General features: G+C 29.0%; 31 protein-coding genes. 7 read left to right on the plus strand and 24 right to left on the minus strand.

Annotated features, from left to right (window positions below):
- Nucleotide 1: 1 nt before the first annotated feature.
- From scfB to ABHC41_RS07395, 11 genes are all read right to left on the minus strand, one after another.
- On the minus strand, nucleotides 2-1375 hold the full coding sequence (gene scfB / locus ABHC41_RS07345) for a thioether cross-link-forming SCIFF peptide maturase (protein WP_166505987.1): 1374 nt from the start codon (nucleotides 1373-1375) through the stop codon (nucleotides 2-4).
- A gap of 244 nt (nucleotides 1376-1619) precedes the next feature.
- Entirely contained in the window at nucleotides 1620-1763 is a 144-nt protein-coding gene (gene scfA, locus ABHC41_RS07350) for a six-cysteine ranthipeptide SCIFF (protein WP_092923767.1), read from the minus strand.
- A 64-nt stretch (nucleotides 1764-1827) separates the two neighbouring features.
- On the minus strand, nucleotides 1828-2190 hold the full coding sequence (locus tag ABHC41_RS07355; RefSeq protein WP_092923764.1) for a TIGR04086 family membrane protein: 363 nt from the start codon (nucleotides 2188-2190) through the stop codon (nucleotides 1828-1830).
- Nucleotides 2191-2256: 66 nt separating this feature from the next.
- Nucleotides 2257-2535: a preprotein translocase subunit YajC gene (gene yajC, locus ABHC41_RS07360; protein ID WP_092923761.1), complete on the minus strand. Its 279-nt coding sequence runs from the start codon at nucleotides 2533-2535 to the stop codon at nucleotides 2257-2259.
- Between the two features lie 183 nt (nucleotides 2536-2718).
- The gene (gene tgt / locus ABHC41_RS07365; protein ID WP_092923758.1) at nucleotides 2719-3840 is read right to left on the minus strand and encodes a tRNA guanosine(34) transglycosylase Tgt; all 1122 of its coding nucleotides are present in this window, start codon (nucleotides 3838-3840) and stop codon (nucleotides 2719-2721) included.
- Between the two features lie 28 nt (nucleotides 3841-3868).
- A complete protein-coding gene (locus ABHC41_RS07370) occupies nucleotides 3869-4366 on the minus strand; it encodes a phosphate-starvation-inducible PsiE family protein (protein ID WP_092923755.1) in 498 nt (165 codons plus the stop codon).
- Nucleotides 4367-4376: 10 nt separating this feature from the next.
- A complete protein-coding gene (gene queA, locus ABHC41_RS07375) occupies nucleotides 4377-5402 on the minus strand; it encodes a tRNA preQ1(34) S-adenosylmethionine ribosyltransferase-isomerase QueA (protein ID WP_271893676.1) in 1026 nt (341 codons plus the stop codon).
- A gap of 192 nt (nucleotides 5403-5594) precedes the next feature.
- A complete protein-coding gene (gene ruvB, locus ABHC41_RS07380; protein ID WP_092923749.1) occupies nucleotides 5595-6611 on the minus strand; it encodes a Holliday junction branch migration DNA helicase RuvB in 1017 nt (338 codons plus the stop codon).
- A gap of 175 nt (nucleotides 6612-6786) precedes the next feature.
- Nucleotides 6787-7389: a Holliday junction branch migration protein RuvA gene (gene ruvA / locus ABHC41_RS07385; protein WP_092923746.1), complete on the minus strand. Its 603-nt coding sequence runs from the start codon at nucleotides 7387-7389 to the stop codon at nucleotides 6787-6789.
- Nucleotides 7382-7891: a crossover junction endodeoxyribonuclease RuvC gene (ruvC, locus tag ABHC41_RS07390; RefSeq protein WP_240294389.1), complete on the minus strand. Its 510-nt coding sequence runs from the start codon at nucleotides 7889-7891 to the stop codon at nucleotides 7382-7384. The genes ruvA and ruvC overlap by 8 nt, the downstream gene beginning before the upstream one ends.
- Nucleotides 7892-8015: 124 nt before the next feature.
- Nucleotides 8016-8615: a hypothetical protein gene (locus ABHC41_RS07395; protein WP_195238290.1), complete on the minus strand. Its 600-nt coding sequence runs from the start codon at nucleotides 8613-8615 to the stop codon at nucleotides 8016-8018.
- A gap of 161 nt (nucleotides 8616-8776) precedes the next feature.
- On the opposite strand from ABHC41_RS07395, the gene ABHC41_RS07400 reads away from it, so the two are divergent.
- Together ABHC41_RS07400 and ABHC41_RS07405 are read left to right on the plus strand one after the other, a co-directional pair.
- Nucleotides 8777-9097 (plus strand): hypothetical protein, encoded by a 321-nt coding sequence (locus ABHC41_RS07400; RefSeq protein ID WP_271893673.1) that lies wholly within the window; start codon nucleotides 8777-8779, stop codon nucleotides 9095-9097.
- 92 nt (nucleotides 9098-9189) lie between these two features.
- The gene (locus ABHC41_RS07405) at nucleotides 9190-9504 is read left to right on the plus strand and encodes a DUF1540 domain-containing protein (protein WP_092923734.1); all 315 of its coding nucleotides are present in this window, start codon (nucleotides 9190-9192) and stop codon (nucleotides 9502-9504) included.
- Nucleotides 9505-9557: 53 nt separating this feature from the next.
- On the opposite strand, the gene ABHC41_RS07410 is transcribed toward ABHC41_RS07405, so the two are convergent.
- The 3 genes from ABHC41_RS07410 to ABHC41_RS07420 form a co-directional block, all read right to left on the minus strand.
- Complete coding sequence (locus tag ABHC41_RS07410; RefSeq protein ID WP_092923731.1) at nucleotides 9558-10280, minus strand: YebC/PmpR family DNA-binding transcriptional regulator; 723 nt, start codon at nucleotides 10278-10280, stop codon at nucleotides 9558-9560.
- Nucleotides 10281-10411: 131 nt separating this feature from the next.
- Nucleotides 10412-11167, minus strand: a complete 756-nt coding sequence (gene nadE / locus ABHC41_RS07415) for an NAD(+) synthase (protein WP_166505989.1) — start codon at nucleotides 11165-11167, stop codon at nucleotides 10412-10414.
- Nucleotides 11168-11306: 139 nt separating this feature from the next.
- Nucleotides 11307-11495 (minus strand): ferredoxin, encoded by a 189-nt coding sequence (locus tag ABHC41_RS07420; protein ID WP_092923725.1) that lies wholly within the window; start codon nucleotides 11493-11495, stop codon nucleotides 11307-11309.
- Between the two features lie 198 nt (nucleotides 11496-11693).
- Between ABHC41_RS07420 and ABHC41_RS07425 the strand changes: the two genes are divergently transcribed.
- Nucleotides 11694-12062 carry a sulfite exporter TauE/SafE family protein gene (locus ABHC41_RS07425; RefSeq protein ID WP_195238293.1) on the plus strand — a complete coding sequence of 123 codons (369 nt, stop codon included), beginning with the start codon at nucleotides 11694-11696 and terminating at the stop codon, nucleotides 12060-12062.
- 1 nt (nucleotide 12063) lies between these two features.
- Nucleotides 12064-12456, plus strand: a complete 393-nt coding sequence (locus ABHC41_RS07430) for a sulfite exporter TauE/SafE family protein (RefSeq protein WP_166505991.1) — start codon at nucleotides 12064-12066, stop codon at nucleotides 12454-12456.
- Nucleotides 12457-12485: 29 nt separating this feature from the next.
- On the opposite strand, the gene ABHC41_RS07435 is transcribed toward ABHC41_RS07430, so the two are convergent.
- From ABHC41_RS07435 to hflX, 5 genes are all read right to left on the minus strand, one after another.
- Nucleotides 12486-13400 carry a DUF2935 domain-containing protein gene (locus ABHC41_RS07435; protein ID WP_240275538.1) on the minus strand — a complete coding sequence of 305 codons (915 nt, stop codon included), beginning with the start codon at nucleotides 13398-13400 and terminating at the stop codon, nucleotides 12486-12488.
- A gap of 425 nt (nucleotides 13401-13825) precedes the next feature.
- The gene (locus tag ABHC41_RS07440) at nucleotides 13826-14470 is read right to left on the minus strand and encodes a YigZ family protein (RefSeq protein WP_166505992.1); all 645 of its coding nucleotides are present in this window, start codon (nucleotides 14468-14470) and stop codon (nucleotides 13826-13828) included.
- A 141-nt stretch (nucleotides 14471-14611) separates the two neighbouring features.
- Nucleotides 14612-15049: an NUDIX hydrolase gene (locus tag ABHC41_RS07445; protein WP_092923710.1), complete on the minus strand. Its 438-nt coding sequence runs from the start codon at nucleotides 15047-15049 to the stop codon at nucleotides 14612-14614.
- Nucleotides 15050-15222: 173 nt separating this feature from the next.
- Nucleotides 15223-15888 (minus strand): HEAT repeat domain-containing protein, encoded by a 666-nt coding sequence (locus ABHC41_RS07450; RefSeq protein ID WP_166505993.1) that lies wholly within the window; start codon nucleotides 15886-15888, stop codon nucleotides 15223-15225.
- Nucleotides 15889-15896: 8 nt separating this feature from the next.
- Nucleotides 15897-17192: a GTPase HflX gene (gene hflX / locus ABHC41_RS07455; protein WP_092923704.1), complete on the minus strand. Its 1296-nt coding sequence runs from the start codon at nucleotides 17190-17192 to the stop codon at nucleotides 15897-15899.
- A 113-nt stretch (nucleotides 17193-17305) separates the two neighbouring features.
- Between hflX and ABHC41_RS07460 the strand changes: the two genes are divergently transcribed.
- Nucleotides 17306-17569: a cysteine-rich small domain-containing protein gene (locus ABHC41_RS07460; protein ID WP_092923702.1), complete on the plus strand. Its 264-nt coding sequence runs from the start codon at nucleotides 17306-17308 to the stop codon at nucleotides 17567-17569.
- Nucleotides 17570-17592: 23 nt separating this feature from the next.
- Here ABHC41_RS07460 and ABHC41_RS07465 read toward each other — a convergent pair whose 3' ends face one another.
- The 4 genes from ABHC41_RS07465 to ABHC41_RS07480 form a co-directional block, all read right to left on the minus strand.
- Nucleotides 17593-18228 carry a TIGR01906 family membrane protein gene (locus tag ABHC41_RS07465; protein WP_092923699.1) on the minus strand — a complete coding sequence of 212 codons (636 nt, stop codon included), beginning with the start codon at nucleotides 18226-18228 and terminating at the stop codon, nucleotides 17593-17595.
- Between the two features lie 50 nt (nucleotides 18229-18278).
- A complete protein-coding gene (locus ABHC41_RS07470; protein ID WP_334292229.1) occupies nucleotides 18279-19835 on the minus strand; it encodes an ABC-F family ATP-binding cassette domain-containing protein in 1557 nt (518 codons plus the stop codon).
- A 142-nt stretch (nucleotides 19836-19977) separates the two neighbouring features.
- The gene (locus ABHC41_RS07475; RefSeq protein ID WP_092923693.1) at nucleotides 19978-20688 is read right to left on the minus strand and encodes a zinc dependent phospholipase C family protein; all 711 of its coding nucleotides are present in this window, start codon (nucleotides 20686-20688) and stop codon (nucleotides 19978-19980) included.
- 14 nt (nucleotides 20689-20702) lie between these two features.
- A complete protein-coding gene (locus tag ABHC41_RS07480; protein WP_092923690.1) occupies nucleotides 20703-21539 on the minus strand; it encodes an N-acetylmuramoyl-L-alanine amidase in 837 nt (278 codons plus the stop codon).
- Between the two features lie 203 nt (nucleotides 21540-21742).
- Here ABHC41_RS07480 and ABHC41_RS07485 point away from each other — a divergent pair, with 203 nt between their 5' ends.
- Nucleotides 21743-22069, plus strand: a complete 327-nt coding sequence (locus tag ABHC41_RS07485) for a hypothetical protein (protein WP_092923687.1) — start codon at nucleotides 21743-21745, stop codon at nucleotides 22067-22069.
- Nucleotides 22070-22383: 314 nt separating this feature from the next.
- The gene (locus tag ABHC41_RS07490; RefSeq protein WP_092923684.1) at nucleotides 22384-23367 is read left to right on the plus strand and encodes a SpoIVB peptidase S55 domain-containing protein; all 984 of its coding nucleotides are present in this window, start codon (nucleotides 22384-22386) and stop codon (nucleotides 23365-23367) included.
- Between the two features lie 40 nt (nucleotides 23368-23407).
- Here the strand turns inward: ABHC41_RS07490 and yunB are convergent, their stop codons facing one another.
- On the minus strand, nucleotides 23408-24082 hold the full coding sequence (gene yunB, locus ABHC41_RS07495; RefSeq protein ID WP_207733579.1) for a sporulation protein YunB: 675 nt from the start codon (nucleotides 24080-24082) through the stop codon (nucleotides 23408-23410).
- Nucleotides 24083-24109 lie beyond the last annotated feature (27 nt).

Below are 24109 nucleotides of genomic sequence, written 5' to 3' on the forward strand. Positions count from 1 at the left end.
CTTATTCTCCTTCTAACATTAATTTTGCTTGTATCATTATTGAACATTCTGTACGTTTCTTTTGCATTTCGCATCCTAATTCATATGGCTTCATTATGTCATTGTTAAAGTTTATTGCATTTGCATGACATCCACCTGAACAGTAGAATTTATTCCAACATTTTTTACAATCTTCTTTGCTGTATACGTGAGCATCTCTAAAGCTCTTTACAACTTCTTTAGGGAATACTATTTCTTCTTCCATTATGTTAGATAGTTTGTAGTCTTCATTTCCAACGAATTGGTGACATGGATACATATCTCCATTTGGAGTTATAGCAAGATATTCATTTCCTGCTCCACATCCTGTTACTCTCTTTATTACACATGGACCTTGATTTAGGTCTATTATAAAGTGGAAGAATTTAAAATCTTTACCTGATTTTAACATATCAGCATATTTTACTGCTAAGTTTTCATATTCTTCAAATACTCTTGGTAAATCTTCCTCTTTAAGAGCATATGGATTTTCATCTGCATCTACAACAGGCTCTATAGATGTAAGAGCAAATCCTTCGTTAGCAAAATGCATAACGTCTTTAGAGAAGTCTAAGTTTTCTCTTGTGAAAGTACCCCTTATGTAGTAGTACTTATCTTTATCTCTACCTTCTACAAGTTTTTTAAACTTTGGTAATATTATGTCATGACTTCCTTTATCATTTAAAGTTGGTCTCATATTATCATTTACTTCTTTTCTACCATCTAAACTTAAAACTGCATTGTGCATATTCTTGTTTATATATTCTATCTTTTCATCATCTAGTAATATACCGTTGGTAGTTATAGTGAATCTTATATTTTTATTGTGTTCTTTTTCTACACTTCTTCCGTACTCAACTAATTGCTTAACTACATCAAAGTTCATTAATGGCTCTCCACCAAAGAAATCTATCTCTAAGTTTCTTCTGTTTCCAGAGTTAGCTATAAGGTAATCTATTGCTTTTTTACCAACTTCAAAACTCATCATTTCCTTAGCTCCACCAAAGTCACCTTGTGCTGCAAAGCAGTATTTACATTTTAAGTTACAATCATGTGCAACATGTAAGCATAATGCCTTAACAACTTTCTTTCTATCAACAAATGCTGGGTGTAATTCATAGCTATCTTCTGTATATAAAAGACCTTCTGATTCTAAAGTAGCTATTTCTTCATATGCTTCTTCTAATTGCTCTTTAGTGAATTCTTCACCTAGAATCTTAAATAATTCTTCCTTTGTATTTTCTTTGTAATGATCTAATAATCTATACGCTACATCATCAACAACATGAACAGCTCCACCATTTACATCTAAAACTATATTATATCCGTTCATTGAAAACTTATGTATCATACTCATTTTGCGTCCTCCCAAGTTTTATTATTTATTCATCTATATCAACAATTTTCCTCATTGTATTTAAACTCTATCCTTCATTATATAACTTAAATAAAATATAGGCAATACTTCAAAAAATTAGCTTAATTTATATCTAAAATAATATTTATGTATATAATCTATGCTAAATCACACTCATTAATTAAAATTAAAATAAGACGTCATAAGTTATGACGCCTTACTTTTTATGTTTATCCTAAACTTATTATCTTTCGCACTCTTGGTTTGCTACTGTACAAGAAGTTTTGCAAGCAGATTGACAAGAAGTTTGACATTCTCCACATCCACCTTTAGCAGCACTTTGCTTTAATGTAGCTTGAGATAAAGTTTTAACATGTTTCTTTTCCATTTTAAGTACCTCCTAGTTAAATTTCCCTATTGATTATATCACAAAATGTATTTATGTAAAACTTCTATTTGAAGTTTACACCCAAAACCCCTCCAATACCACCAGATAAGGATACTAAAAGTGCCTTATAAAGCATACCCATATCAAACATAAATTGATCTTTAGCTAAACAAACTAACAATATAAGAAACACTATATAAACTAAACCTACTAATAATCCATATATAAGACCCTTTTCTTTTATATGTTTAGTAGCATAAAAGCCCCCAAACGCTGAAGATGCTGTAGTTATAACTGAAGATGCCATAGCTATACTGCTTCCTGACATATCTGTAAATGTAAGTATTAAATTATATATAAGTAAAGTAGCTAATGTTAATATGTACGCATATCCAAGACCTTTTAAGATATGATTTGTTTTTTCCATAAAAAATACCTCCCCTCAGTAATATATATATATTCTAGGAAAGGTATTTAAATTACTATTATTTAATTATTTCTCATCTTGTGGCTGAACAGTTCCTATAGCCCATTTTTCAAATGGAACTTTACTTCTGTTTGGTCCAAGTTCTAATACTACATGATCTTCTTCAACCTTTGCAACATGAGCTATTATACCACCTATAGTAGTTACCTTATCTCCTGTTTTTAGGTTTTCTCTCATTTCTTTTAATTGCTTTTCTTTTTTCTTTTGAGGTCTTATTAATAGGAAGTAGAATACAGCAAATACTGCTACCCACATAACTACAGCCATTATCATTTGTTGTGGCATTACCTTCACTCCTTTTTATTATACTAAATTCTATAATACTATAAATATTATAGATTACCCTCCTTGGATAATCTATTTATTTTTAATTAGTATTTATATAAACTATACCCCTAAAATATAGGAAGAGTTTACCTTTTCATTAATAATTATATATTAAAAATACTTTATTTCATAGTACAATTTCTATAATTTGTATCCGTATTGCTTAAAGAACTCTTCTTTAAAGTCTAATAGTCTATCTTCCATTATAGCTTGTCTTACTTGCTTCATTAAGTTTAATAGGAAGTGTAAGTTGTGAGTCGTTATTAGTCTTGCTGCTAATATTTCATTAGCCTTAACAAGATGTCTTATATATGCTCTAGTATAATTCTTACAGCAGTAACAATCACAATTTGGATCTAATGGAGTAAAGTCTTTTGCATATTTTGCGTTTCTAACTACTATTTTACCAACACTAGTCATAGCTGTACCGTTTCTAGCTATACGAGTAGGTAAAACACAGTCAAACATATCTATTCCTCTTATAACACCTTCTAATAAGTCGTCAGGACTTCCAACACCCATTAGATATCTTGGCTTATCTTCTGGCATTAGAGGTACTGTATAATCTAATACTTCATACATTAATTCTTTAGGCTCTCCAACACTTAGACCACCTACTGCATATCCTGGTAAATCTAATTCTAATATTTCTTTAGCAGATTGCTCTCTTAAATCTTTGTACATTCCACCTTGAATTATACCAAATAATGCTTGTTTTTCAGTGTTTTTATGAGCTTCTTTACATCTTTTTAACCATCTTGTAGTTCTTTCTAAAGAGTTTTTAACATACTCTCTATCCGCTGGATATGGAGCACATTCATCAAAGGCCATCATTATATCTGAACCTAGAGCATTTTGTATTTCCATAGCTTTTTCAGGACTTATAAAGTGTTTAGATCCATCTATATGAGATCTAAAATGTACACCTTCTTCTGTTATCTTTCTAAGTGGCCCTAAACTAAATACTTGGAATCCTCCACTATCTGTAAGTATTGGCTTATCCCAGTTCATAAACTTATGAAGCCCACCAGCTTCCTTAACTAACTCATGTCCTGGTCTCATATATAAGTGATATGTGTTACTTAATATTATTTGAGATCCTATTTCTTTTAACTCTTCTGGAGTCATTGATTTTACTGTTGCTTGAGTTCCAACAGGCATAAATATAGGTGTTTCTATAACTCCATGTGGAGTGTGAAGTCTTCCTAATCTAGCTCCACTTTGCTTACATGTTTTTATAAGCTCATATCTTATTGCACTCATAATTTTGTCTCCTTACTATCTATTCATTTTATACGTTGTGTTGCTTCATTCTTTCTCTACAAGCTTCGCATTCTTCACATTCTTGACCTTCTTCACAGTCTTCATAGTGAATACTGGTTATATTCATAGTACTGTTATCCTTAGCTATTAAGTATTTTCTAATAATAAACAATCCTGCTATTGCTATAACACCTAATAATACTTCTGTCATCCCTTCACTCTTTGGAAGTAATAGCATTTTTCTAGCTATTGCATATAGTAATACCTCTAAAAGAGCACCTGGAATATGAAGTGATAACATTACTACAAGCTCTACCCCTATAACTAAAAGTAAAATCTGTCCTAATATATCATTTAGTTGACCATAATCAACCGGTGTATGAAAATCTACTATATAGGCTGTCCATATTACTCTTAAAACGTCTATAGTTCCTAAAAATACAGCAAGTAGAACCACCATTGCTAAAATTGATTCAAAAACATAGGCTATTCTTAAAGATAAATTATTTTTATCTATATTTTTCATCAAATTCCCCCTATTTTATAATCATGGCATCTCCGAAACTAAAGAATCTATATTTTTCTTCAACTGCAACATTATATGCATTTAATGTTTTGTCTTTTCCACATAAAGCACTTACTAACATTATTAAAGTTGACTCTGGTAAGTGGAAGTTAGTTATAAGTCTATCTACTACCTTAAACTTATATCCTGGGTATATAAATATATTAGTCCATCCACTAGACTCTTGTACAACTCCATCTTCACTACTTGTAGACTCTAAAGTTCTACAGCTAGTAGTTCCAACACATATAACTTTCTTTCCATTAGCTTTTGCTTTATTTATTTTGTCAGCTGCCTCTTTATCTACCATATAAAACTCAGAGTGCATCTCATGATTTAATACATCTTCTACTTTTACTGGTCTAAAAGTTCCAAGGCCAACATGAAGAGTAACAAATGCTATATCTACACCTTTTGCTTTTATCGCACTAAGTAGCTCTTGTGTAAAGTGTAACCCTGCTGTTGGTGCTGCCGCTGAACCATTGTGTTTTGAATATACAGTTTGATATCTTTCTCTTTCTTCTAATCTTTCTGTTATATATGGAGGAAGTGGCATATTTCCTAGTTCATCTAAAACTTCTTCAAATATCCCTTCATAATAAAACTTTATTATTCTAGAACCCTCTTCAGCAAGTCCCACTACTTCTCCTATTAGCTTTCCATTTCCAAAAGAGAATTTAGCTCCTACCTTAGCTCTTTTACCTGGCTTAACTAGAGCTTGCCAAGTATCCTCTTCTGTTCTTTTAAGTAAAAGAAATTCTATTTTTCCTCCAGTATCAAGTTTTTCTCCTATCAATCTAGCTGGTATAACTCTAGTATTGTTAAGAACTAAGCAATCTCCTGGATTTAAATAATTTATTACATCTTTAAATATCTTATGCTCAATTTCTCCGCTTTCTCTATCTAAGACCATAAGCTTTGAGCTTGATCTATCCTTTATAGGTACTTGCGCTATTAATTCTTCTGGTAGGTCAAAGTAAAAATCACTTGTCTTCAATTTAAACGTCCTTTCCATAAAATTTATATAATTATCATAATAACAAAAATATCATATTTTTTCTATATTCATATTCCTAGCCATTATTATAACTCTATAAATTAATGATTTTTTATTTCGTCTTTATTTTACTTTTCTATTTTACCCTAGATTTCTTTTTAAAACAAAGCCTAGTTTTTATTTTTAATAGCTTTATTTAGTAGGGTAAGGAATTTTTAGGTGCTCATAGGCAAGTGGCATTGCCACCCTTCCCCTTGGCCCTCTATTTAAAAATCCTAATTGTAATAAATAAGGTTCATATACATCTTCTATAGTATTTCTATCTTCTCCTATTGATGCAGCTAATGTATCTAGCCCTACAGGTCCACCCTTAAACTTTTCAATTATTGTCATAAGTAACTTTTCGTCTACATAATCAAGACCTAAACTATCTACGCCTAAAAGTTCTAGTGCCTTATCTGCAACTTCGTTAGTTATATCTCCATCTGCTCTTACTTGTGCATAGTCTCTTACTCTTTTTAAAAGTCTATTTGCTATTCTTGGTGTTCCTCTAGAACGTCTTGCTATTTCTATTGCACCACCTTCCTCTATAGTAGCTCCTAATATTTCAGCTGATCTTATGACTATTTTTGCTAATTCATCAACAGTGTAATAATCTAGTTTTGATATAACTCCGAATCTATCTCTTAGTGGATTTGTAAGCATACCAGCTCTAGTTGTAGCTCCTATTAGTGTAAATTTTGGAAGGTCTAGTCTTATACTTCTAGCTGATGGACCTTTTCCAATTATTATATCCAAACAAAAATCTTCCATTGCAGGATATAATACTTCTTCTACACTTCTATTTATACGATGTATTTCATCTATGAATAATACGTCATTTTCATTTAAGTTAGTTAGTATTGCAGCTAAATCCCCTGCTCTTTCTATTGCAGGACCTGATGTTATTCTTAGATTAACACCCATTTCATTAGCTATTATACTTGATAAAGTTGTCTTACCTAATCCTGGAGGTCCATATAATAGTACATGGTCTAATTGTTCATTTCTAGACTTTGCAGCCTCTATAAATATTTTTAACTGTTCTTTAGCTTTTTCTTGACCTAAATAATCATCTAGAGATTTTGGTCTTAAGCTATTTTCTATATCTACATCTTCATTTTTCATGGTAGATGTAATTATTCTGTTTTCATCTTCAAAATCGTACATAATCCTACCCCCTTACATTTTATTGTCTTTAAACAATTTATTTAAGTTAAATTCCTTCAATCAACTTAATTTTTAGTATTTAATATAAAGCCTTGTAAATATACAATATTAAATATCCTAATTGATTCAATTTTCATTGATTCAATTTTCAACTAATATATCATATTTTATAAATTTATCTTAATGCCTTACTCATTAGATATGTTAGTGATTTCTTTATTATGTCTTCTGTATTAAGTCCGTCTTTTTTACATTTATCTACTGCTTCCTTTGCCTCAGCACTTGAGTACCCAAGAGCAAGTAATGCATCTACTGCTTCGTCTTTTGATATAGCAACTGGAGCTTGCGTAAGTAGAGTTGGCTCAAATTCTATATTATTTTTATCTACTTTATCTTTTAACTCAAGTATTATTCTTTCAGCTGTCTTTTTACCTACACCTGGTGCTTTAGACATTTTTGCTATATCTTCACTTAATATATAGGCTCCTAATTGTCCTGGTGTTGCAAAAGATAATATACCAAGTCCAACTTTAGGACCTATTTTTGATACAGATGTTAATAATTCAAACATATGCATTTCTTCTTTTGTTGAAAATCCACAAAGACTCATATCATCTTCTCTTACTATAAGTTTTGTATATATCTTTGCCATACTTCCTATTTCTAAATCTTTTATAGTGTTTGATGATGCATTTATTTTATATCCTATATTATTATTATCTATTACTATATGGTCTAAATATATTTCTTCTATTGTTCCTTTTATATAACTATACATACTTACCCCCTATATTTTTTAATGTTTTTTCCAATCTATTGGCATGAGCATGACATATTGCAACTGCTAAAGCATCTGCTACGTCATCTGGCTTTGGTACTGCTTTTAGGTTTAAAAATGAAGTTACCATTTGCTGAACCTGTGCCTTTTGTGCCCTTCCATATCCTACTACACCTTGTTTAACCTGAAGAGGTGTATATTCATATACAGGCTTATTATTGTGTGAACAAGCAAGCATGGTTACTCCTCTAGCTTGTGCTACACTTATAGCCGTCTTAACATTTTTATTAAAGAACAATTCCTCTATTCCAACTTCATCTACATTGTATTTTTTTATTATTAAATCAATTCCTTTATAAACAAGTTCTAATCTTTTTAATGTATCCATTCCTGCAGGAGTTGTAACTGCTCCATAATCTATTACTCTAAATTTCGAATTTTTATACTCTATTATTCCAAACCCAACTATTGCTATTCCTGGGTCTATGCCTAGTATTATCAAATAAAACTTCCTCCCATTAATCTTTGTAACTCAAATAAAACTTATGTTCTTATACATTATAGCATAAGTTTTATTTACGTTACAAAAATAACCACAACATATACACTACGTTGTGGTTATTTCATTAACTTCCGAAGTTTTCAAGTCTTGAGTAAGCTTCTTCCTGTGAATCTACGACCACTCCCTTTTGAATTTCTTCTTGTACTGATTTTGGAAGTGAATTTATATGTATTTGAGTATCCTCTACTAATTCTCGATTTCCATCATCATCATATTTATAAAGTCCTATAAGATCATCATCTGCTTCTAAAGCATACTTATTGCTTCTAGATGCATCTTTATGTGTTTGAATTTCTGATAAAACTATCTCATATTTACTTATTTTTTCTACTTCTCTTTCTGGATATTTATTTTTTAAATATTCTCTTATTTCTTTCTCATTCATTTCTACTAATGATTTATCTACTGTTCCTACCATCATAGGAGTCTTATCTGATTCGCTACCATCTTCATTTTTCGTATGAACCCATATTTCACAATCCTTACTCAAACCAAATACTTCTTTAACCTTTTGTTCTTTTTTTATTTCTTCTTTAGCATTCACTTTTTGAGCATCTGCACTATTAGTTTTTACTCCTATATAAATACCACCTGTTAAAGCAACCACTCCTGCTATTATCATAACTGGTATTTTCCAATTAAATGGGTCTCTTCTTTCAAACATTAAAATACCTCCTTCTACATAATTTATTGTTATAGATATAAAATCTTTTATATTTAGGTAATTTTTAGTAATTATTTATATTTGAATTTTTGTCCCATTAATTGTTTTTTATACATATTATATATATCATTATTAAATTTATTTATAAGGGGGGTATTTATGTGAGTTCATACGTTAAAGAAATTTCCGATAGACTTGATTTTATAGAATTTAAGCAAAATATTTTACTTTTAAAACAACCACAACATAAGGCATCTATATTTTATGACCTTACCTTAGATGATTTTTTAAAGATGAAAAGCTTAGCTGCTAAAGTTTCTGATATCATGACACGTGGAGAAAAATATACTATATATGATTTTGAAAAAGAATTATTTGTTATCTGGCCACCTATAAAAAGTTATCCATCATCATCAACATTGGTTGCAAAAGCACTTATGGATACTCAATATTTTGATCAATTATTTATGCACGATAACTAATATATTTATTTTTATTGTTAAATAATGATATATTTTCCTTATTCTTGGAAATACTCCTAATAGATTTATTAATTTATTAGGAGGTTAATTTTATGTCTAGTGTAAACTGTAATGTAATAAATTGTTCACATAATGATAGCGGAATGTGTTATGCAAATAAAATTGCTGTTAATGGCAAAAAATCTCATACAAGCACTCATACTTGTTGTAGTTCCTTTGTAGAGTCTAGTGATAACTTATCTAGTTCTAATAATGATCATCCATGTTCATTTATAGGATGTAATGTTAAAACATGTACTCATAATGCAGGTGTCATATGTGCACTTAATAATATAGCTGTTACTTCTAAAACGCCTAGACCAAATGAGTTATCTGAAACATATTGTTCTAGTTTTAAATGCAAATAAATACATAAAAAACCTAGACCAAATATTTTGGCCTAGGCTCTTATCTTTATAGATTATTCTTCGATTTCCCAGTTATGAGCTATAGATTGAACATCATCATCTTCTTCTAACATATCAACTAATTTTTCCATGAACTTTAATTGTTCTTCATCAGTTAATACTGTTGTAGTTTGAGGTATTAATTTTACCTCAGCAGATATAAATTCATATCCCTTAGCTTGTAACTCATCTCTTACAGCTGTAAAGTCTTCTGGAGCTGTTATTACTTCAAATCCATCTTCTTCTGTTATGAAGTCTTCTGCACCAGCTTCTAGAGCAGCATCCATTAATTCTTCTTCTGAAACTTCATCAGTGGCTTCTATTAACATTTGTCCTTTTTTATCGAACATAAATGATACACATCCGCTAGTTCCTAAGTTTCCACCGTTTTTATCAAAATAATATCTTACGTTACCAGCAGTTCTGTTTTTGTTGTCTGTTAAAGCTTCAACTATAACAGCAACTCCACCTGGTCCGTATCCTTCATAAACTATAGTCTCATAGTTCTCGTTAGCTCCACCGCCTGCTCCTTTAGCTATAGCTCTATCTATGTTGTCGTTTGGCATATTATCAGCTTTAGCTTTTTCTATAGCAGTTTTTAAAGTAGCATTGTATTCTGGATCTCCTCCACCTTCTTTAGCTGCAACAGCTATTGCTCTAGCATGCTTAGTGAATATCTTTGCTCTTTTGGCATCTTGCTTACCTTTTCTATTTATTATGTTTCCTATACGTCCCATACTTTCACTCCTTACTACGTATGATTAATTTTATATTATTTAGAAATATATATATATTTCTAATCATTTAATAAATTCTCATAAATTTATTATTACTCGTAAATTTTAGCATATATATTTAAATTAGTAAATTAGAACTTAGGAGGACCTGCTGGCGTGTGTCTTTTATGCTCACTCACTCTGTGAAGTCTGTCGATTATTTCCTTATCTTTTTGTGGAACTTCATCTAACCTTCCTTCCACTACTGCATCTATCATATCATAAGTCGTACCCATTTCATTTTCATCAGTTTGTCCTTCCCAAAGACCTGCTGATGGTGCCTTATTTATTACATCTTTATGTACGCCTAATACTTTTGCCCACTCGTATACTTCTTTTTTAGTAAGGTTTGATAACGGCACTAAATCTACTCCTCCATCTCCATATTTTGTGAAGTAACCTGTATGTATTTCCGCCGCATTATCTGTTCCTACTACTAAGTATCCTAAATTGTTTGCCACTGTATATACAGTACTCATTCTAACTCTCGCTCTTAAATTTGCATCTGTCATTTTTAAATAATCTTCTTTATATAAATTCTTTTCTTTAAGAGAATTTATTACTGTACTTAATATTAAATCTTGCGGCTGTGTTAAATCTAAGTCAAGAAATTCTATACCACATCCATTTATAACTTTAAGGGCATCTTCTCTATCATTTGGATTGCTTTTTATGCTCATTATTACACCCATAGAATTTTCAGGAAATGCTTTTTTTATAAGGTAAGCTACTACAGCTGAATCTATCCCACCAGATACTCCAACAATTAAGCCTTTACTATTAGCTTCCTTAACTTTTTCCCTTAACCACTCTACAGTTTTGTCTATCTTTAACTTTATATCTTTCATATTTATCTCCTATCCACACTTTACATATTTTGTATATTTTCATTATATCATATGTTTATAAATAAAAAAAATCCATCTATTTAGAACTAATTAATTACTTAAATAGCTATCTAAAAATAGATGGATTTTTTATTTTAAATTAGTCTACGCTTATTGCATCAACTGGACAGCTTTCTTCAGCTTCTTTAGATGCATCTTGTTCACCTTCTGGAACTTCGCCACTTATTGCTACTGCTTTTCCATCATCGTCCATTGAAAATACTTCTGGACATATAGTTGGACATAGGCCACATGATATACATGTATCTTTATCTACTACTGCTTTCATAATTGAACTCTCCTACATAAATATATTTTCAGATGATTTTCTGAATTTCTCCTTCTAATTGAAGGTATTTAAGCTCGTTTAATCATAGTATAACCATATATATAAATTAAAATTCAAAATTATTTTCTCTTAATTATTATATATTACATAAATATAATTTAGCATTTCTGTAAAAGCTATCTTTAAAAGGTGATTATAATGAAAAATAAACATTTTAATTTTAATATTAAAAATACATTAATAGGTCTTATAACAGGGTTTATAAATGGGGTATTTGGATCTGGAGGAGGTACTTTATTAGTTCCTATATTAAACAACATATTAAAGGTTGAAGAACACAAGTCCCATGCTACTGCATTGGCGATAATAGTTTTTCTTACAAGTGCAAGCTCTGTTGTATATATTTCTAATGGTACCTATGATCTTGAACTTACATTTAAAGTGGCTGTAGGAAGTGTTATTGGTGGAATATTAGGTGCTAAGCTTTTATGTAAAGTAACTGGGCGTTTTTTACGGATTTCATTTGGGCTTATTATGATTATTGCATCTTTAAGGATGGTGTTTTAGATTGCTGTATTTGATAGGATTTTTAGGTGGCATAATAGGTGGAATGGGTATGGGCGGCGGAACTATTTTAATACCAGCCCTAATCTTATTCCTAAATATTGATCCAAAGATAGCTCAAAGCATAAACTTACTTTCTTCAATTCCAATGACAATATTTGCATTAATGGTTCATATAAAAAATAAAAACACTATTTTAAAACTTATAATTCCAATTGCAACCTTCGGTGTTATTGGTGCTGTTATTGGTTCTCTAGTAGCTAACCACCTTTCATCAGAACTACTTAGAAAAATATTTGGAGTATTCCTTTTATCCATAGGATGTTTAGAGATTTACAAAGGTATAAAATGCCCTCCTAAATCTTGTAAATGTAGTTTTAAGAAAATAAAAAAATGAGTTCTAATAAATAGAACTCATTTTTTTATTTACATGTTTTGATAAGATTGTAATAATCTTATATAATGATTAGCTTCTCTTAATACATGATCTCCAAGAAGTGGAAGTATTATAGATCTTATTTTACAACTTGCAATCCCCTCTGTTCCTGCTTGTTTGAAGTTTCTAAGTTGAATAGTTTGATTTAATGTTTTATTTGTAATACTATTTATCGTTGCATTCATCATATTTTTTGCATCTTCTATTAAATCCTCAAAATCATCTGCAAATTCATCTGCAGTTTCAATTAAGTTATTTTCAGAAGGATCAAGTAGTCCCCTTATAAATAGTGCATGTTCCATCATTATTTGATCCCAGAATAACTCTGTTTCTCTAGCATCTTTAGAATCAATATCAACTCTATTATCAAGATCTTCCACTAATGAAAGATATAATTTTGCCTCACGAAGTATATGTTCAATAAGTAATGGGTAGTTAACTGTAAACAAGTTACAAGATAATACTCCATCTAATAATCTTTCCTTAAAACCAATAAGTCCCTTAAGTAATCTCTTTGCATTGTCATTAAGTTGACCTACATAATTTACTAAATTAGCGCTAACATTAGGATTATTTCCACTACGTAGCCTTGATTCTGATCTAGTTATATTTTGGTCTATTTCTATTCCTGTTAAATTTTGTGTCTTTCCTTCTGTACCTAATGTATAGTTAGTAATAATTTCTCCAGATTGTAAGACATTAGGTCTAATTATTCCATTACTAGCACTCACTGCAAATGATAGTAATTTTTCAAATTCCCTTTTGTAATGTTCTGCCTCATTAGCAAGGTCTGAGTTTTTAGGTGTAAATCCGGCCGCTAAAAAAATAGAGTGCTCTTTCATTATCCTTGCAAAAAATAGATGTAATTCAAGAGATAAAATAGCATACTTTTGATCGTTTATCATATTCCCTCCTAAAAATCATTTTTATCTATAATATGCATTTAAATATAACTTAGTGAATAGAAAATTTAATTCCCTTAAGTTACAAATTAAAATTTTGGTCAATATTTTAATCAAGGTAAAAATTCTATAATTAATGTATTACATCTTTCTTTATGCTCATAATAATTAAATATCAATAAAAAGTTTACATATTAATACTCTAGTATATAAAAATAGAGTAAGTCAAAATACTTACTCTATTTGTTTTATAAGAATATCACTAAAATTATTTATGGATTTATTTTAGATTCTCCAATTAAAAAAACAACCGATGTACAATAAGCTAAAGTTATAATAACCTCTTATATTATAAGATTTTTAAAATGTAGAATTAGTGAATAAACCTAGATTAAAACTAGTTTTTTTATATGGCAATTTAATATATACTAAATTATTATTTGACCATCTTTTTCTGATAAATAAAATTCCTCACCTAATGTTATATCTGCCGTAGCACTAGTTATGTCTGTCATTCTTGATGTAAGTGCATCAACCTCATTAAGTCTTGAATAAACTATCATCTCAACACTATCTTCATAAATAGTATCTTTTACAAAATACCCCATGTTCATTATCTCATTTTGTATTTTTCCAAGTTGATTGTAATCTATCTTTATTCTAACCTCTTTATACATAACCTTATCTATAATTTTACCAGCTTCAAGGCCTATCTTAGCACCTTTAGTATATGCTCTAACAAGTCCTCCTGCACCTAGCTTAACTCCTCCAAAGTATCTAGTAACAACAACTACCACATCCCTTAAATCTTCTTTTTTTATAACTTCTAAGCTTGGTATTCCTGCTGTTCCTTGCGGCTCTCCATCATCACTATATCTTTGTATGTTCATACTTTTTCCCACTGTATATGCCCACACATTGTGAGTTGCATCCTTATGCTTTTTCTTTATTTCGTTTATAAATTCTACTGCTTCTTCTTCTGTTTTTATAGGCTTTGCATACCCTATAAAAGTTGATTTTTCTATTATAACTTCATCCATTCCAAATTCATGCAATGTTTTGTATGTACTCATAAAAGCCTCCATCTATCTAAATATTAGTTCTTAATTTACTAACTTTATTTTATACTTTTTATAATATATTATATCGAATAAGCTATTATAAATCAAAAAAGAAAGGGCTAAACCCTTTCTCTTATTTATATTTAATATATATTATATACTTGCACTAGTTTCAACTACTTCTTTTTTTAATTCTTTGTACTTTTTATAAGATATTTCTACTAATGATTTTTCCTTTTTATGTGTTAGTTGTTCTATAGCATCCTTTACCTTAAAGAATCCACCATCTAATAATTCTTTATTTAATACACAACTAGTATCTGATGTTTCCATTATATACCAAGTAACTGAGTTGCATACTTGTTGTTGTCTGCTTCTAGAGAAAAATTCATACATACTATCTCCGGCTACCCCTAAAACTTTTCCTTCTACACCTGTTTCTTGCTTTACACTTAATATTGCACTTTCTGTTTTTAGTTCACCATTAAATATTTTACCTTTTGGAAGTGTCCATTCTCCTCTATCGTTTTTTATCAAAAGAACCTTATTTGCATAAAATACTACTCCACCAGCACAATGTCTTACTATCATTTAAAACCCCTCCTATTTAACTTTCTATAGCATGTAATAAATTTTTAGATATTTTGCTTAAAAAGTAATGTTTCAAAGTTTTTATTAGATTTTCTAATGTTAGGTTTTTAATGTCTTATAGATAAATAACTAATTTGTTAATTATATGTAAAATATTTTTCCTTTATGTTAAGTTATTTATCTATATTTTCTAAATTATAAATAGCGTCTTCATATGCTCTTAATACGTAGTCTTTCTCAAATTGTTTTTTGCTTTTTAGTTGTTTTAACATCTTTAAGCTATTTTCATTTCCAATTTTAGCAAGTGCTTTTGCACAGTATTGTCTAGTTTGAGGATTGGTATCATATAATCCCCTTTGTAAGTACTCTCTACTTTTAGGTGATTCTATCTTCCTAAGGGCTGAATATGTTATCCTTCTTACGTCCGAATGTCTATGACTTGTAAGAGGATGTAGTAATTTTAGGAACCTATCATCCTTTAGCTCTCCTGTTGTCCAAATCAATATCATTAAGTCTTCTGCATTTTTTTCTGTCAGTATTCTTTTGTATAGCTTTCTTTTAAAGTCTATTAAATTTTCTTCACTTAGGCTACTTATAAAATCTAATCTGTCATTTTTGTTTTTCCCTAAAAATTTGTCTATTATGTCTTTTGATAACTCAATTTTTTCTTTTAACATTGATTTTATTTCTAGCTTTGCCTTTATTAATTGGTCATTTACCTCTGTAACTGATATATTTCTTATTTTACTGATTTGAGAAACTGTTTTAGATTCTTTGTATAGAAGATAAGTTATATAATGGTCCTCTAAGTTGCCTATATTGTCCCAACTTATATTCATATTATTACCTACTTTTCTAATATATACTCCTTATATATATTATAATCCTCTTCTAACAAATTAACATCAACTGTTATTCCATTTTCTACATATTCAAAATTTTCTACATTATATTTATTTTTAAGTTTACTAAATATATCTCCTCTTTCATAAGGTAATAAAAGCTTAACTTGATATGTAGCTTCACTTAGGGCATTTTCTATAAGTTCTAATAACTTATCCATGTTCACACCTTTTTTAGCAGATATATATACTACATCATCTCTGTTTTTAGGGTATATATCTAGGTCTAATCTGTCTATTTTGTTATATACAAGTATTGTATTTTTATTATCTGCTCCTAATTCCTTAAGAACTTTTTCAGTTGTTTTCATTTGTATTTCATAATTTGAGTTTGTAGCGTCTACTACATGAAGTATTAAATCAGCATATTGAACTTCTTCTAAAGTTGCTTTAAATGCCTCTACTAAATCATGTGGAAGTTTACTTACAAATCCAACTGTATCTACTGCTAAAAATTCTTTTTTGCTTGGAAGTACTGCTTTTCTTAAAGTTACATCTAAAGTAGCAAACAGCATATCTTTTGCAAATACTTCTTTTTCAGCTTCATAATCTTTATGTGTTTTTATTAATTCATTTAATAATGTTGATTTTCCTGCATTAGTGTAACCCACAAGTGCAACTATAGGTATATTTGATTTTATACGTTGTACTCTTTGAGTTTCTCTTATTTTTTTAACTTCTCTAAGTTCACGTCTTATGTCAGCTGCTTTGTTAAGTATATTTCTCTTATCTATTTCTAACTTTTGTTCACCTGGTCCTCTAGTACCTATACCTGCACCAGTTCTACTCATTTGGCCACCCATTCCATATAATCTTGGAAGTCTGTAGTTTAACTGAGCTAGTTCAACTTGAAGTTTACCTTCTTTACTTAATGCCCTTTGTGCAAATATATCAAGTATTAAAGTAGTTCTATCTATTATTTTTATGCCTACTATTTCTTCTATATTTCTTATATGAGCACCTGATAATTCATCATTAAATATTACCATTGTAGCATCTAAAGATTCACAGTATGCCTTTATTTCTTCTACTTTGCCTTTTCCTACATAAAATGCAGAATCTCTTGATTGCCTATTTTGAATTAAACTTCCTACAACTTCCGCTCCTGCAGCTTTTGCAAGTTCTTTTAATTCCTCCATTGATTCATTTATATCTATATCATCTGTTCTTTTTGCTGTAGAAGTTATATTAAGTCCTACAAGCAAGGCTCTTTCTTGTTTTTTTTCTTCTATATGTTCCATTATAACACCTCATTATCTTACTGATTTTCCAAAGATTTTAATGTTTTTATTATACCACTAATAGAAATATTTAGTATAATTATCTTAGTTTAATTAATTAGGAGGTTAGTCTCATGAGTGAAAATTATAAGTTTTTTAACCATAAAAATTGCGAGTATTTTCCTTGTCATAAAACTAATAAACCCGAGGAATTTAATTGCTTATTTTGCTACTGTCCTTTATACGCTCTAGGAAAAAACTGTGGTGGAAATTTTAGATATACAGATAAAGGTATAAAAGATTGTTCTCAGTGTCTACTTCCTCATAATAAAAATAACTATGACTATATTATGAGTAAATTTCAAGATATTATTAAAGTAGCTAGTGAAAAAGAGTAATATACTAAAGAGAGAGCATAATACTATTGCTCTCTCTTTCTTTTTAAAAGTCTATATATACCCTGAATAATTATACTAGATGCTAATATAAAACCTAGTATCATCAAACCTGAATTCATAAAAAATTCTGCTGGCAAAATTTTTATAACAGGATCTAATATTGGATCAAATATCCAATAGTCATTGTCAAATAATAGCTTATGAAATACAACAAAGCTGCTATCAAAATCTATGACTATAGGTATAACCAACGCAACTGGCATAATTATTAATAATATTGATGTTAAATTTAAAAATCTTATATTTTTATTTCTTATGTTATAAACAATTCCTAATACAGAAATTATAAGACATACATTAAATATTTTATTAACATTTTGATATATTTCTCTAACTTCTTCAAAATGTATTTTACCTTCTTTTGAAGAAGTTAGAGTAGGCATTTCAAAATCATTTTCTTTTTTACTTGTAATATACTCTATTAAATAGTCATAATTTAACTTTATGTCTTCCTTAGACATATTAGTTAATTCTACTATATTAAGCTTATCTACATCATAGTAGTATAAAGGCTTAAAACCTACTGTAAATTTTATTACACCAGTTATTATTAATATGCTAAAGCACAACGAAAATATTATATTTATAATCTTTTTCATTAATCATACCCCTTAGTCTTATAAAATACTCTATTCTCTTAAATACATAATTATACTATTTTAGTTGTAAAGTCCTCTATATTCCATACATCATCAACTATATCACTATAAAACTCTGGCTCATGGCATACTAATAATACAGTTCCTTTAAATTCTCTTATAGCTTTCTTTAATTCATCTTTAGCTTCTACGTCTAAGTGGTTTGTAGGTTCGTCAAGAACTAATAAGTTTATATCTTTTAACATTATTTTACATAATCTAACTTTAGCTGCTTCTCCTCCACTTAAAACTCTCATTTGGCTAGTTATATGTTCATTAGTAAGACCACATTTAGCAAGATTTTGTCTTACTTCAAAGTTTGTAAGGCCTGGGAATTCCGCCCATACTTCATCCATTGGAGTAGCTGTGTTTTCTCTTGAGCTTTCTTGTTCAAAATATCCAACTTCTAAGTAATCTCCTAACTTAACTTCACCATCAAATGGTTTTATTATACCAAGTAATGTTTTAAGAAGTGTAGACTTCCCTATACCATTCATACCTTTTAAAGCTATTTTTTGATTTCTCTCTAGTGTAAAGTTTAATGGCTTTGTTAATGGTTCATTATATCCTAATACTAAGTCCTTTGTTTCAAATATAAATCTACTTGGAGTTCTTGCTTCTTTAAATCCAAATGTAGGCTTTATCTTTTCCTTTGGTCTTTCTAATATTTCCATTTTATCTAATTGTTTTTGTCTACTATTAGCCATTCCACGAGTTGCAACTCTCGCCTTATTTCTAGCTATAAAGTCTTCTAATTTCTTTCTTTCCTCAACTTGTCTATCATAAGCTTGTTCTTCTTGACGCTTTTTAATTTCATGAAGTCTCATAAACTCATCATAGTTACCTTTGTATCTATTTAATTCTCCATTTTCCATATGATATATAACATTACATGTATTATTTATAAATGGTATGTCGTGAGAAACTAATACAAAACTATTTTCATATTCTTGTAGATATCTTGTTAACCATACTATATGTTCTTCATCTAGGTAGTTTGTAGGCTCGTCTAGTATTAATATAGTTGGATTTTCAAGTAATAATTTAGTTAAAAGTACTTTTGTTCTTTGCCCACCACTTAAATCAGTAACATCTCTATCTAACCCTATTTCTCCAAGACCTAAACCATTTGCTACCTCTTGAATTTTTGCATCTATCATATAGAATCCACTATTTTCTAATATTGTTTGAATCTCAGCTGTTTCTTCCATAAGCTTTGACATTTCATCGTCATTAGCTTCTCCCATTTTATCATACATAGCTAACATTTCTTGCTCTAAATCAAACATAGGCTTAAAGGCATCTCTTAATATATCTCTTATAGTTTTACCTTTTTCAAGTACTGTATGCTGGTCTAAGTAACCTACACTTACTCTAGATGACCACTTTATATTACCTGCGTCTGGCATAAGTTTTTTAGTTATTATATTTAAAAATGTTGATTTTCCTTCTCCATTGGCTCCTACTAAAGCTATATGTTCACCTTTTCTTAATCTGAATGAAACATTCTCTAGTATAGTCCTCGCTCCGAAACCATGACTTACATTTTCTACTACTAGCATTTTCACACCTCTTTTGTTATTTTATCTTTACATTCTATAATATAATATATTCTTTTTAAAGTTAAATCAAGTAAATAGCAAACCTTTAGCATCTATAAAAAAAGAATGCTCTTTTATGAAAATTCATACTAGAACATTCTCTTCTTTATTAGTTTAAATGCATTACATCTTCAAAAAACATTACCATACATCCTGCAGTAGTTCGTTGAGCTATATTTATACTTTTTACTGCTATCAAATAAAATTTTGTATTTAAGTCAGTGACATTTTTATACATATAGTCAACATTTAAGGCATACATTGAATTATAATCAGCATATTCTTTTATACTATTTAATAAAATAGGCTCTTCATGTGCTTTAAATCGCTTTATTTTCTTATAGTTATTTTTTACATACACTTCAAACTGTCTATGATTATCTAAAAGCCTTCCTTTAGCATGTTGTGGTATTGTCAAATCTTGTATTATATGACACGCTGCTCCAAAGAAAAACATACTTCTTGTGTAATTACCTGCCTTAAAATATTTCTTCGCTTTATCGTAATATCCTATAGCTACTGTTAGAGCATTATCTTCATACCCATACTTACCTTTACCTTCCTTTGGATTATAAAAATGGTGGTATGATTTAAAGTCTTGATCAGCCCATACAAGACCTCTTTCTATATCATTTACATATTCCTTAAAAAAATTATATATTTCATAATTTCCTTCTTTTTTTAATATTTCTAGTGAATTTTCATTTATAAATAAATGTACTTCACAAGTTGTTTTTATTATACTTTTTTTTATTGGATTTACAAACTTAAAAGTATTTGTTAATGCTTTGGCATAAACACCTTCTATTTTTTTTTTCATTGTCCTCACCTAATCTAATTAGTCAAAAAATACTCTTCCACCCCGTCAGCTACACTTTGCATAAGCTTTCTTTGATATTCTGGATTTGACATCATCTGATCTTCACTATGATTACTTAAGAATCCCATTTCTATTAAAATTACTGGTACCTTAGACCAATTAAATCCTGTCAAATCATTTCTTTCAAATATACCATTTATATTTATACCATCATTTTTCATCTTTTCCTGTACTAAATTTGCGCACTTACTACTTTCTTCGTATATTGAAGTTGTATATTTACCATCCTTAGCTGGTATTAAAATCGACGCTCCTGTTTTTGATGGATTACTTATACTATCTGCATGAATTCTAATTACCATTTTTGCATTTTTATCATTTGCTAACTGAGCTCTTTCTGCATTACTTATATTAACATTATGAGATTCTCTAGTCATCACTATATTGTATCCTTTACCCTCTAATATATGCTTTAAAACCATGGATGCTTCTAAATTTAATATGTATTCTGGTTTTTTTGTTGAAACACCCGTTGCACCAGATGATACTCTTGCCTTTGTTTGACCTGAGCCAGGAGCTACCTGTTCTGGTCTTCTATCTCCTTTTTCTTGATGGCCTGGATCTATGCATATTAATATTTCCTTTTGATCAGCTTTATTCTTTTCTTTTGTACTATTGTCATTAACTTTATTATCTTTTGCTTCTTTTTCATCATTAGATTGTTCATTTTGTTTTATGATGTTACCTATTAAACCTGTCCCTTTATTTAAATTGCTCATTGGGTTTGAAGTAAATATTATTATAATTGCTATCGTCATTATAGATAATACTAATATTCTATATTTTTTCAACTACATACACCTTCCTAAATTTCAATTTATATTAAAACTAATATCTTTATATATTTTTACATTAAATGTACTCTTATATTCATTTTTAGTTAAATATTACATATTTTACTTTTTGAAATTTTTTATACTTTTATATTATGGTTTTATTTTTTTATTAAACTCATATATATTTATATGACCTTTTATAGGAGGTGGTTATAAAAATGAATGATAAGTGTAATGATAAAAATAAGCCTAGACTATGTAAATTTGGTTATGTTGATTATATAGTGTTAGCTTCAACTATATCCATTGCCCTTGCAGAGGAGTTTGATACTCAAGATTTGAGTATCTTAGCTTCTTTTTTTGCAGTACTGTCTGATGAACTTGCTTTAATTTCATCAGTTGAAGCATGCTTTTCAGAGGATGACTCAGAACCAGTTCCATCTCCTATTCCAGATGTTGCTATAACTAATATACCTACTAAAAAAATTAGAAATAAATCTTATAAAAGGAAAGTTTATAAAAAAGTAAAAAGAAAAAACACTTAACAATTTTTGTATAAGTGTTTTTATTTTTTTGTGAATATTTTTTATGTAAATACTTTAACTGTAATTATTTTTTATTTTATTTTTAAAATACCCTATATTATGAACTATAAATGAATACTTTTTATTTTTATTTTGATATTTGATTATGTATTTATATTTTAAAAAGTATTTTTTTCTAGGTTATTGATTAATTATTTATTTATGTAATCTAAAACTATATTGCTTCTATTTTACAAGGATTAAAAGAAAATTAGTGTGCAATATATTATTAAGGCACCAAAATCAATCAAGTATAGGCAGAAAGAAGGTGTTTTATGTATAAATTTTTAGATTTAAAAAATAAAAGTTTATCAAAGTTAAAATTTATCTTATGTGTATCATTTTTATTATATTTTCTCTCAACTAATTTAATTTATTCACATTCTATCCAAAAAGATGAAGATTACCTAATTCCTATGGGAAATCTAATCCAAATAGACGCTGAATTAGAAAATTTAGTTGTTAAAAATTTTATTGAAGGTTCTTCATTTTGTGTGGGAGATTCAATTTTAAAGGTTAATGGAACTCAGGTTAATAGTTACAAGGATTTTACAGATTTATTGTCTAATTTATCTACTAAAGATGATGTAGCTGTTCTTGTAAAAAGAGGTGAAAATACTTTTTCATTTAAAACTACTAAAAATGAATTAGAAAAGGTAAATTGTAACAACTATATAAGTGGATTTGCTACACTAACTTATATAAATCCTAAAACAAATAGATTTGGAGCTGTCGGCCATCCTATAAGTATTGGATTGGCAAGAAAAGTTCCTATCAAAAATGGTAATATATATACTACAAAAGATTTAACTATCGACAAGTCATGTAGAGGTCATGTTGGTTGCATCAATGCTGTAAGAAAAGATGTTATTGGTGAGTTTACCCATAATTCAGATTTTGGTATAAAAGGTGAAATAGCTACATTTAAAGATTCTTTGTTAAAACCTTATAAAGTTGCTTCTTTGGATGAGGTTAAACTAGGAAAAGCTCAAATAATCTTACAAACTGGTTCTTATACAAAAGATGCATTTGATATACAAATAGTTGATATACAACTTCAACATTCTCCTAAAGCTAAAACTTTTAAAATAAAAGTAGTAGATAAAGATTTATTAGCTCTTACAGGTGGTATTGTTCAAGGTATGAGTGGAGCTCCTATTGTTCAGGGTGATAAAATTATCGGAGCTGTATCACATGCTATTGAAAACAATCCTGCTCTTGGATATGCAGTTTATATAAAGTGGATGAATGAAAATTAATATAAAGATAAGCCAGGTTAATCCTGGCTTATCTTTATATTTAAGGAGATACATTTAGTAAACCTTTTTCTGGTAAATTAATAAAGCTATTTGGTACATCTCCTACTATTATAGTTTCACATATAGGTACTTTAGCTTTAACTTCTTTAGTTGATGTTGTAAGTGGTATTACTACTCTTACTTGTGTCTTAACTTGAAGATATATTGTATGTCTAGTTTGATTTATACCAGATGATTCAAATTTAGTTTCAAAATCTACTGATACTGTTCCTATTGGTTCAATAGATACCTTAATTTGAGGACCGTATTTAGCAAGTATGGGACTTTTAAGAGCTGTTCCTATAGGTATGTATGCAGTTGTTGATTTTACCTTTTTTAATTCTTCTTGAATTTCTAAAGCAACATCTGAAGCTATTTGATTCATCATTATAGTGTTGGCTTGAATCATAGTTATTTTTCCCTGAGAATCCATATTTGTATTCATTAAATCTGAATAATTAATCTTATCTTTTACAATGTCTCCAACAGCTTTATTTATAGATCTGTTTGCCAGTTCTATTGCTTTTGTTTCTGCAAGAACTGTTATTGTTGGTCTTAAATTTTTATCTACATATATAAAGCTTCCTATTAATATAGATAATATAGATATAATTAAAAATATTATTAGTGGTTTTTTAATAAAGCTATTTTTAAAATCATATCTATTTTTATTCAAAATATCACCCCCATAATATTTTATGCA

This window comes from Romboutsia sp. 1001216sp1 (assembly GCF_039841805.1).
GTDB classification, from domain to species: domain Bacteria; phylum Bacillota; class Clostridia; order Peptostreptococcales; family Peptostreptococcaceae; genus Romboutsia_C; species Romboutsia_C hominis.

What these genes read in the sequence shown, in the direction of transcription:
- scfB (WP_166505987.1), bottom strand. Translation starts at nt 1,375, where the DNA reads ATGAGTATGATACATAAGTTTTCAATGAACGGATATAATATAGTTTTA.
- scfA (WP_092923767.1), bottom strand. Translation starts at nt 1,763, where the DNA reads ATGGAAAAGAAACATGTTAAAACTTTATCTCAAGCTACATTAAAGCAA.
- ABHC41_RS07355 (WP_092923764.1), bottom strand. Translation starts at nt 2,190, where the DNA reads ATGGAAAAAACAAATCATATCTTAAAAGGTCTTGGATATGCGTACATA.
- yajC (WP_092923761.1), bottom strand. Translation starts at nt 2,535, where the DNA reads ATGCCACAACAAATGATAATGGCTGTAGTTATGTGGGTAGCAGTATTT.
- tgt (WP_092923758.1), bottom strand. Translation starts at nt 3,840, where the DNA reads ATGAGTGCAATAAGATATGAGCTTATAAAAACATGTAAGCAAAGTGGA.
- ABHC41_RS07370 (WP_092923755.1), bottom strand. Translation starts at nt 4,366, where the DNA reads ATGAAAAATATAGATAAAAATAATTTATCTTTAAGAATAGCCTATGTT.
- ruvB (WP_092923749.1), bottom strand. Translation starts at nt 6,611, where the DNA reads ATGTACGATTTTGAAGATGAAAACAGAATAATTACATCTACCATGAAA.
- ruvA (WP_092923746.1), bottom strand. Translation starts at nt 7,389, where the DNA reads ATGTATAGTTATATAAAAGGAACAATAGAAGAAATATATTTAGACCAT.
- ABHC41_RS07395 (WP_195238290.1), bottom strand. Translation starts at nt 8,615, where the DNA reads ATGTTTGAAAGAAGAGACCCATTTAATTGGAAAATACCAGTTATGATA.
- ABHC41_RS07405 (WP_092923734.1), top strand. Translation starts at nt 9,190, where the DNA reads ATGTCTAGTGTAAACTGTAATGTAATAAATTGTTCACATAATGATAGC.
- ABHC41_RS07410 (WP_092923731.1), bottom strand. Translation starts at nt 10,280, where the DNA reads ATGGGACGTATAGGAAACATAATAAATAGAAAAGGTAAGCAAGATGCC.
- nadE (WP_166505989.1), bottom strand. Translation starts at nt 11,167, where the DNA reads ATGAAAGATATAAAGTTAAAGATAGACAAAACTGTAGAGTGGTTAAGG.
- ABHC41_RS07420 (WP_092923725.1), bottom strand. Translation starts at nt 11,495, where the DNA reads ATGAAAGCAGTAGTAGATAAAGATACATGTATATCATGTGGCCTATGT.
- ABHC41_RS07425 (WP_195238293.1), top strand. Translation starts at nt 11,694, where the DNA reads ATGAAAAATAAACATTTTAATTTTAATATTAAAAATACATTAATAGGT.
- ABHC41_RS07435 (WP_240275538.1), bottom strand. Translation starts at nt 13,400, where the DNA reads ATGATAAACGATCAAAAGTATGCTATTTTATCTCTTGAATTACATCTA.
- ABHC41_RS07440 (WP_166505992.1), bottom strand. Translation starts at nt 14,470, where the DNA reads ATGAGTACATACAAAACATTGCATGAATTTGGAATGGATGAAGTTATA.
- ABHC41_RS07445 (WP_092923710.1), bottom strand. Translation starts at nt 15,049, where the DNA reads ATGATAGTAAGACATTGTGCTGGTGGAGTAGTATTTTATGCAAATAAG.
- ABHC41_RS07450 (WP_166505993.1), bottom strand. Translation starts at nt 15,888, where the DNA reads ATGAATATAAGTTGGGACAATATAGGCAACTTAGAGGACCATTATATA.
- hflX (WP_092923704.1), bottom strand. Translation starts at nt 17,192, where the DNA reads ATGGAACATATAGAAGAAAAAAAACAAGAAAGAGCCTTGCTTGTAGGA.
- ABHC41_RS07460 (WP_092923702.1), top strand. Translation starts at nt 17,306, where the DNA reads ATGAGTGAAAATTATAAGTTTTTTAACCATAAAAATTGCGAGTATTTT.
- ABHC41_RS07465 (WP_092923699.1), bottom strand. Translation starts at nt 18,228, where the DNA reads ATGAAAAAGATTATAAATATAATATTTTCGTTGTGCTTTAGCATATTA.
- ABHC41_RS07475 (WP_092923693.1), bottom strand. Translation starts at nt 20,688, where the DNA reads ATGAAAAAAAAAATAGAAGGTGTTTATGCCAAAGCATTAACAAATACT.
- ABHC41_RS07485 (WP_092923687.1), top strand. Translation starts at nt 21,743, where the DNA reads ATGAATGATAAGTGTAATGATAAAAATAAGCCTAGACTATGTAAATTT.
- ABHC41_RS07490 (WP_092923684.1), top strand. Translation starts at nt 22,384, where the DNA reads ATGTATAAATTTTTAGATTTAAAAAATAAAAGTTTATCAAAGTTAAAA.